Genomic DNA, 7,390 nt, shown 5'->3' with positions numbered 1-7,390 from the left:
GAACGCCTGAAGTAGTTGGGGGTTGCCCCCTGTTAGATACGGAAGTCGCTTAGCTTAGGAACACTCAATGGGAGTTTAGCTCAGCTGGGAGAGCATCTGCCTTACAAGCAGAGGGTCAGCGGTTCGAACCCGTTAACTCCCATAAGTAAGAAAAAAGGTCCCGTAGTGTAGCGGTTATCACGTCGCCCTGTCACGGCGAAGATCGCGGGTTCGATTCCCGTCGGGACCGTTTTGAAAGCCCTGAGGCCTTTCAAAAGTTGTGGATTGAAGAAAATCAATTAAAAACATTAAATGATGATAAGACTCGTTAGCTCAGTTGGTAGAGCAATTGACTTTTAATCAATGGGTCACTGGTTCGAGCCCAGTACGGGTCATCAAAGCGGGTTTGGCGGAATTGGCAGACGCACCAGATTTAGGATCTGGCGCTTAACGGCGTGGGGGTTCAAGTCCCTTAACCCGCATAAAACTTTAGCCGGCTTAGCTCAGTTGGTAGAGCATCTGATTTGTAATCAGAGGGTCGCGTGTTCAAATCATGTAGCCGGCATTAAAATAGAATAATTGCGAACGTAGTTCAGTGGTAGAACACCACCTTGCCAAGGTGGGGGTCGCGGGTTCGAATCCCGTCGTTCGCTTTAGATAGGCCGGGGTGGCGGAACTGGCAGACGCACAGGACTTAAAATCCTGCGATGGTTTTCATCGTACCGGTTCGATTCCGGTCCTCGGCATTACTAATTTAATAATAAGCACCCTTAGCTCAACTGGATAGAGTACCTGACTACGAATCAGGCGGTTAGAGGTTCGACTCCTCTAGGGTGCATTAGTTCGGGAAGTAGCTCAGCTTGGTAGAGTACTTGGTTTGGGACCAAGGTGTCGCAGGTTCGAATCCTGTCTTCCCGATATTCTTTATTTTTTAATAGAGAAAAGACCTTTGAGAACTGAATAAGACAAGAAAAACCAAATGTGAGGGTGATATGTTAAGAAGCATATTATCCGTCAATGAAGTAAAAAAAACAATAAATCTGTCAGCGACAGAAAAAGAACGAGTAAGTTCAAACTAAAATGAGAGTTTGATCCTGGCTCAGGACGAACGCTGGCGGCGTGCCTAATACATGCAAGTAGAACGCTGAGGTCTGGTGCTTGCACTAGACCAAGGAGTTGCGAACGGGTGAGTAACGCGTAGGTAACCTACCTCATAGCGGGGGATAACTATTGGAAACGATAGCTAATACCGCATGACAATAGAGTACACATGTACTTAATTTAAAAGGGGCAACTGCTCCACTATGAGATGGACCTGCGTTGTATTAGCTAGTTGGTGAGGTAACGGCTCACCAAGGCGACGATACATAGCCGACCTGAGAGGGTGATCGGCCACACTGGGACTGAGACACGGCCCAGACTCCTACGGGAGGCAGCAGTAGGGAATCTTCGGCAATGGGGGGAACCCTGACCGAGCAACGCCGCGTNTTAGCTCAGTTGGTAGAGCATCTGATTTGTAATCAGAGGGTCGCGTGTTCAAATCATGTAGCCGGCATTAAAATAGAATAATTGCGAACGTAGTTCAGTGGTAGAACACCACCTTGCCAAGGTGGGGGTCGCGGGTTCGAATCCCGTCGTTCGCTTTAGATAGGCCGGGGTGGCGGAACTGGCAGACGCACAGGACTTAAAATCCTGCGATGGTTTTCATCGTACCGGTTCGATTCCGGTCCTCGGCATTACTAATTTAATAATAAGCACCCTTAGCTCAACTGGATAGAGTACCTGACTACGAATCAGGCGGTTAGAGGTTCGACTCCTCTAGGGTGCATTAGTTCGGGAAGTAGCTCAGCTTGGTAGAGTACTTGGTTTGGGACCAAGGTGTCGCAGGTTCGAATCCTGTCTTCCCGATTATGGCGGTGTAGCTCAGATGGCTAGAGCGTCCGGTTCATACCCGGAAGGTCGGGGGTTCGATCCCCTTCGCCGCTATTGTTTTTATATGGATGACTTTGGACCTTTAGCTCAACTGGTTAGAGCACTCGGCTCATAACCGAGCGGTCGTAGGTTCGAGTCCTACAAGGTCCATATATCGTGGAGGATTACCCAAGTCCGGCTGAAGGGAACGGTCTTGAAAACCGTCAGGCGTGTAAAAGCGTGCGTGGGTTCGAATCCCACATCCTCCTTTTTACTTATCGCGGGATGGAGCAGCTAGGTAGCTCGTCGGGCTCATAACCCGAAGGTCGTAGGTTCAAATCCTGCTCCCGCAATATACAATGTTTTGTATACATGGCTCGGTAGCTCAGTTGGTAGAGCAATGGATTGAAGCTCCATGTGTCGGCGGTTCGATTCCGTCTCGCGCCATTTTTCTTAAATGCGGGTGTAGTTTAGTGGTAAAACTACAGCCTTCCAAGCTGTTGTCGCGAGTTCGATTCTCGTCACCCGCTTTATAGTTACCATGCTATAAATAGCATGGGCGCGTAGCTCAGGTGGTTAGAGCGCACGCCTGATAAGCGTGAGGTCGGTGGTTCGAGTCCACTCGTGCCCATTTAATTAATATGGAGAATTACTCAAGAGGCTGAAGAGGACGGTTTGCTAAATCGTTAGGTCGGGTAACTGGCGCAAGGGTTCGAATCCCTTATTCTCCGTTTTTATAGCCCTAAGGGGCTTTTTTTATTTTATCATTTAAGATGAAGTAGAGTTTAATCTTATATTTTTTGATTTTATTCATTTAAAATTCTTTTAACTATTATTTACAGACTTTCTGTTAACACTTTACAAGCACGCATTTTTTGTAACATTTTTTAAATAAATGACTAAATTTTTTTATTAATTATTACACATAACTGTAACAAATGCGTAACATTAATTGGGCTTTTTTTTGGTACAATATATGATGTCTTATCGAAAAGGAGTAGTTTACTATAATGAAAAAGAGAATTTTATCAGCAGTTCTTGTAAGTGGTGTAACCCTTGGAGCAGCTTCAATTGTTCAAGCGGACGATTTTGATGCCAAAATTGCTGCGCAAGATACAATTATTTCCAATCTTACAGCAGAGCAAACTGCTGCACAAGAACAAGTTACAACATTACAAACACAAATTGGTTCATTGCAAACTGAGCAAGATACATTAACTGCACAAAACAATGAGTTACAAGCAAAATCTGAAAAATTAGGAAAAGAAATTCAATCACTTTCAAGTAAGATTGTTGCTCGTAACGAAGCTTTGAAAAAACAAGCTCGCAGTGCTCAACGTGGTAACACAACAACAAGTTACATCAATACTTTATTAAATTCTAAATCAATTTCAGATGCTATTAATCGTATTGCTGCAATTCGTGAAGTTGTAACTGCGAATGCAAAAATGTTAAACCAACAAAAATCTGATAAAGAATCACTTGAAGTAAAACAAACTGAGAACCAAGAAGCTATTAATACAGTAGCTGCTAATATGGAAACTATTGCAGCAAATAAAGTTTCGTTGGAAACTCAAAAAGCTAATTTAGAAGTTGCTAAAATTACATTATCAGAACAAATGGCAAGTGCGCAAGCTGAGAAAACAAACCTTCAAGGTCAAAAAGCTGAAGCAGAACGCGTAGCAGCTGAAAAAGCTGCAGCTGAAGCAGCTGCACAAGCAAAAGCTCAAGCAGAAGCAAAAGCTCAAGCAGAATCAGTTGCAAAAGCTCAAGCAGAACTTGCTCAATCACAAGCAACAGCTGAATCAACTGCACCAGCAGCAAGCACAGCTCCAGCGGCTTCAACTGCACCGGCAGCAAGCACAGCTCCAGCTACTTCAACTGCACCAGCAGCAAGCACAGCTCCAGCTACTTCAACTGCACCAGCAGCAAGCACAGCTCCAGTTGCATCAGCTAAACCAGCGACTTCAACTGCACCTGTTGCTTCTACAGTAACAAGAACAGTTTCTACAACTCCAAAACAAACTTATAGCGCTGCTAATACTTACCCAGTTGGTCAATGTACTTGGGGTGTTAAATCATTAGCTCCTTGGGTTGGTAATTACTGGGGTAATGGTGGACAATGGGCTTCTAGCGCAGCTGCAGCAGGTTATTCTGTAGGTTCAACTCCAGTAGTTGGATCAGTTGCAGTATGGACTGGTGGTGGATACGGACACGTTGCTTATGTAACAGCCGTAGAAAGCTCAACTAAGATTCAAGTTATGGAAAGTAACTATAACGGAATTCAATCAATTGGTAACTACCGTGGATGGTTCAACCCAACTGCTACTTACCAAGGTTCAGCCGTATATATTTATCCAAATTAATATGAGTGACCAGCTTAGCTGGTCTTTTTTAGTGTCTACTATTACTAAAAGAATTGAAAAAATCCTTGAAAAGGGTTAAAATGGTAAAGGATTAAAAGTTTGGAGGAAAAAATGTCTTATTCTGATTTAAAGTTGTTTGCCCTATCGTCAAACAAGGAACTAGCGGAAAAAGTTGCTGATTCAATGGGTATTTCACTTGGAAAGTCAACCGTTCGTCAATTTTCAGACGGTGAAATTCAAGTTAATATTGAGGAATCTATTCGAGGACACCATGTGTTCATTTTACAATCTACCAGTTCACCTGTTAATGATAATTTGATGGAAATCCTTATCATGGTAGATGCTTTAAAACGTGCTAGTGCTGAAACAGTCAGTGTAGTTATGCCTTATTATGGATATGCACGTCAAGACCGTAAAGCTCGTTCTCGCGAGCCTATTACATCAAAACTGGTCGCTAATATGTTAGAAGTTGCGGGTGTTGATCGTTTACTAACAGTTGATTTACACGCGGCTCAGATTCAAGGTTTCTTTGATATTCCTGTCGATCACTTAATGGGTGCTCCATTAATTGCTGAATATTTTGATCGTCATGGTTTAGTTGGTCAAGATGTTGTTGTTGTAAGTCCAGACCATGGTGGGGTAACTCGTGCTCGTAAATTAGCACAATTCCTTCATACACCAATTGCTATTATTGATAAACGTCGCAGTGTTAATAAAATGAATACTAGTGAAGTTATGAATATTATTGGTAATGTTGAAGGTAAAAAATGTATTCTTATCGATGATATGATTGATACTGCTGGAACAATTTGTCATGCAGCGGATGCTCTTGCTGAAGCTGGTGCAACAGAAGTCTATGCATCATGTACGCACCCAGTATTATCAGGACCTGCTTTAGACAATATCCAAAACTCAGCTATTAAGAAATTAGTTGTTTTAGACACTATTTTCCTTCCAGAAGAACGTTTGATTGATAAAATTGACCAAATTTCTATTGCTGAACTTATTGGTGAAGCTATTATTAGAATTCATGAAAAACGTCCATTATCACCATTATTTGAAGTTGATTAACAAAAAAAGTAGTCTTTGACTACTTTTTTTGTTTTAGTGACTTTTATTATCTTATGGTTATTTTTTCGATTTTCGGTATAATAGTAGTATTCATTTAAAGGAAGGCACATTATGGATTTAAGTCACAGATTTAACGAACAACTTGGTAAAATTGAAATTTCGCTCATAAGGCAATTTGATCAGTCCATTTCTGAAATACCAGGAATGATTAAGTTGACTTTAGGTGAACCAGATTTTACAACGCCGGATCATGTCAAAGAAGCAGCTAAGAAAGCTATTGATGATAATCAGTCGCATTATACAGGAATGAGTGGCCTACCTGCACTTCGAAAAGCCGCTAGTGACTTTGTCAAAACCAAGTATAATTTAGACTATAATCCTGAGAATGAGATCATGGTCACCATCGGTGCCACTGAAGCCCTCTCAGCCTCTCTCTTAGCCATCCTAGAAGCAGGCGATAAAGTTCTCTTGCCAGCACCAGCATATCCCGGATACGAGCCCATAGTGACTCTAGCGGGCGCTGAAATTGTTGAGATAGATACAACAGCTAATAACTTCATCTTAACGGCAGAGGCACTCGAAGAAGCCTTAATTGCTGAAGGTGAAAAAGTTAAGGCGGTACTCTTAAATTTCCCTACAAACCCAACTGGTGTTACCTATTCACGTGAAGAAATGGCCTCATTCGCCAAAGTCCTTGAGAAATTCCCGGTTTTTGTGGTTTCGGATGAAGTTTATTCCGAACTTAACTACACTGACCAAGGTCACGTATCAATAGCAGAGTTTCTCCCAGACCAAACTATCTTAGTCAATGGTTTGTCCAAATCTCATGCCATGACAGGTTGGCGCATCGGCTTTATTTTTGCAAAAGAATTACTGGCACACGAATTACTAAAGAGTCACCAGTATCTCGTTACAGCAGCTACAACAATGGCACAGTATGCGGGAATTGAAGCATTAACTGAGGGAATTAATGATACACTCCCAATGAAGCGTGAATACATCTTGCGTCGCGATTACATCATTGAAGAAATGACTAAACTTGACTTTTCAATCATTCGACCTGATGGTGCCTTTTATATCTTTGCTAAAATTCCAGAAGGATTTGGTCAAGAAGATTCCTTTAAGTTCTGTCAAGATTTAGCTAAAAAAGAGAAATTAGCCCTTATCCCAGGAATTGCCTTTGGTCAATACGGAGAAGGCTACATCCGTCTGTCTTATGCCGCAAGTATGGCAACTATTGTTGAAGCTATGGCTCGTCTAACAGCATTCATGGAAAATTATGGACAATAAAGAAAGTCTTGGACTGGTCCTATACAATAAAAACTATCGTGAAGACGATAAATTGGTTAAGATTTTTACTGAAATAGCAGGAAAACGGATGTTCTTTGTCAAACATGCCAGTAAATCAAAAGTGGCTTCAGTTATTCACCCCTTAACTGTCGCTGACTTTTTAATGAAGATTAACCAAACAGGACTATCCTATATTGATGATTACAACGCTATGGAAACTTATCCTAACATTAACCAGGATCTTTATCGCTTAGCCTATGCTTCCTATGTCATGTCATTAGCAGATGCTGCCATTCCAGATAATGAGGCTGACAGTCAGCTCTTTGCCTTTCTGAAGAAAACCCTAGATTTGATGGAAGAAGGCTTAGATTATGAAATTGTGACCAATATTTTTGAAATTCAAATCTTGGAACGCTTTGGTGTTCGTTTGAATTTCCATGAGTGTGTCTTTTGTCATCGTGTTGGCTTGCCATTTGATTTCTCGCATAAGTATTCTGGACCTTTATGTCCGCAACATTTGCAAGAGGACGCGCATCGTAATCACTTAGATCCGAATGTTCTCTATTTATTGGATCAATTTCAAAATGTCCATTTTGATGACTTAAAAATCATCTCTTTAAAGCCTGAAATGAAGGCTAAACTAAGACAGTTCATTGATGAACTTTATGAAGACTATGTTGGTATTCATTTAAAGAGCAAAAAATTTATTGATGACTTAGACCAATGGGGTCAGATTATGAAATCCAATGATCCTTCAAAATAACCTTTGAAGA

4 protein-coding genes, 20 tRNA genes and 1 other annotated feature are annotated in these 7,390 nt (G+C 41.5%); all 24 genes read left to right on the top strand.

Features of this window, described 5'->3' with window-relative positions:
• Nucleotides 1-69: 69 nt before the first annotated feature.
• The 24 genes from A9Q68_RS05735 (at nt 70) to recO (ending at nt 7,380) form a co-directional block, all read left to right on the top strand.
• Nucleotides 70-142 (top strand) — tRNA-Val (locus A9Q68_RS05735).
• Nucleotides 143-156: 14 nt separating this feature from the next.
• A tRNA-Asp gene (locus A9Q68_RS05730) sits at nt 157-229 on the top strand.
• Nucleotides 230-301: 72 nt separating this feature from the next.
• Nucleotides 302-374 (top strand) — tRNA-Lys (locus tag A9Q68_RS05725).
• Nucleotides 375-379: 5 nt separating this feature from the next.
• Nucleotides 380-461, top strand: a tRNA-Leu gene (locus tag A9Q68_RS05720).
• Nucleotides 462-471: 10 nt separating this feature from the next.
• Nucleotides 472-544: transfer RNA gene (locus A9Q68_RS05715), tRNA-Thr, on the top strand.
• A gap of 16 nt (nt 545-560) precedes the next feature.
• A tRNA-Gly gene (locus tag A9Q68_RS05710) sits at nt 561-632 on the top strand.
• Nucleotides 633-640: 8 nt separating this feature from the next.
• Nucleotides 641-725 (top strand) — tRNA-Leu (locus tag A9Q68_RS05705).
• Nucleotides 726-743: 18 nt separating this feature from the next.
• Nucleotides 744-817: transfer RNA gene (locus A9Q68_RS05700), tRNA-Arg, on the top strand.
• A gap of 6 nt (nt 818-823) precedes the next feature.
• Nucleotides 824-897: transfer RNA gene (locus tag A9Q68_RS05695), tRNA-Pro, on the top strand.
• A 158-nt stretch (nt 898-1,055) separates the two neighbouring features.
• Nucleotides 1,056-1,583: a sequence feature (16S ribosomal RNA rRNA prediction is too short), on the top strand.
• A gap of 47 nt (nt 1,584-1,630) precedes the next feature.
• Nucleotides 1,631-1,715: transfer RNA gene (locus A9Q68_RS05685), tRNA-Leu, on the top strand.
• An 18-nt stretch (nt 1,716-1,733) separates the two neighbouring features.
• Nucleotides 1,734-1,807: transfer RNA gene (locus tag A9Q68_RS05680), tRNA-Arg, on the top strand.
• A gap of 6 nt (nt 1,808-1,813) precedes the next feature.
• Nucleotides 1,814-1,887 (top strand) — tRNA-Pro (locus tag A9Q68_RS05675).
• A gap of 4 nt (nt 1,888-1,891) precedes the next feature.
• Nucleotides 1,892-1,965, top strand: a tRNA-Met gene (locus A9Q68_RS05670).
• A 22-nt stretch (nt 1,966-1,987) separates the two neighbouring features.
• Nucleotides 1,988-2,061 (top strand) — tRNA-Ile (locus A9Q68_RS05665).
• 8 nt (nt 2,062-2,069) lie between these two features.
• Nucleotides 2,070-2,159 (top strand) — tRNA-Ser (locus A9Q68_RS05660).
• A gap of 10 nt (nt 2,160-2,169) precedes the next feature.
• Nucleotides 2,170-2,243, top strand: a tRNA-Met gene (locus A9Q68_RS05655).
• A gap of 21 nt (nt 2,244-2,264) precedes the next feature.
• Nucleotides 2,265-2,337 (top strand) — tRNA-Phe (locus A9Q68_RS05650).
• Nucleotides 2,338-2,349: 12 nt separating this feature from the next.
• Nucleotides 2,350-2,420: transfer RNA gene (locus tag A9Q68_RS05645), tRNA-Gly, on the top strand.
• Nucleotides 2,421-2,447: 27 nt separating this feature from the next.
• Nucleotides 2,448-2,521, top strand: a tRNA-Ile gene (locus A9Q68_RS05640).
• 12 nt (nt 2,522-2,533) lie between these two features.
• Nucleotides 2,534-2,621, top strand: a tRNA-Ser gene (locus A9Q68_RS05635).
• A 279-nt stretch (nt 2,622-2,900) separates the two neighbouring features.
• The gene (locus A9Q68_RS05630; protein WP_071793695.1) at nt 2,901-4,256 is read left to right on the top strand and encodes a CHAP domain-containing protein; all 1,356 of its coding nucleotides are present in this window, start codon (nt 2,901-2,903) and stop codon (nt 4,254-4,256) included.
• Nucleotides 4,257-4,367: 111 nt separating this feature from the next.
• Nucleotides 4,368-5,327 carry a ribose-phosphate diphosphokinase gene (locus tag A9Q68_RS05625; protein ID WP_071793694.1) on the top strand — a complete coding sequence of 320 codons (960 nt, stop codon included), beginning with the start codon at nt 4,368-4,370 and terminating at the stop codon, nt 5,325-5,327.
• Between the two features lie 111 nt (nt 5,328-5,438).
• Nucleotides 5,439-6,617, top strand: coding sequence for a pyridoxal phosphate-dependent aminotransferase (locus A9Q68_RS05620; protein WP_071793693.1), 1,179 nt, complete (start codon nt 5,439-5,441; stop codon nt 6,615-6,617).
• The gene (recO, locus tag A9Q68_RS05615) at nt 6,607-7,380 is read left to right on the top strand and encodes a DNA repair protein RecO (RefSeq protein WP_071793692.1); all 774 of its coding nucleotides are present in this window, start codon (nt 6,607-6,609) and stop codon (nt 7,378-7,380) included. The genes A9Q68_RS05620 and recO overlap by 11 nt, the downstream gene beginning before the upstream one ends.
• The last annotated feature ends 10 nt before the right edge of the window (nt 7,381-7,390 follow it).

The organism is Streptococcus bovimastitidis (genome assembly GCF_001885095.1).
GTDB lineage: Bacteria > Bacillota > Bacilli > Lactobacillales > Streptococcaceae > Streptococcus > Streptococcus bovimastitidis.
Note: the sequence above shows the minus strand (reverse complement) of the source record. Positions and strands in the feature narration are given on the sequence as shown.

Bases quoted from the DNA above. Each gene is read 5' to 3' on its own strand.
- A9Q68_RS05630 (WP_071793695.1), top strand. From the start codon at position 2,901: ATGAAAAAGAGAATTTTATCAGCAGTTCTTGTAAGTGGTGTAACCCTT.
- recO (WP_071793692.1), top strand. From the start codon at position 6,607: ATGGACAATAAAGAAAGTCTTGGACTGGTCCTATACAATAAAAACTAT.
- A9Q68_RS05620 (WP_071793693.1), top strand. From the start codon at position 5,439: ATGGATTTAAGTCACAGATTTAACGAACAACTTGGTAAAATTGAAATT.
- A9Q68_RS05625 (WP_071793694.1), top strand. From the start codon at position 4,368: ATGTCTTATTCTGATTTAAAGTTGTTTGCCCTATCGTCAAACAAGGAA.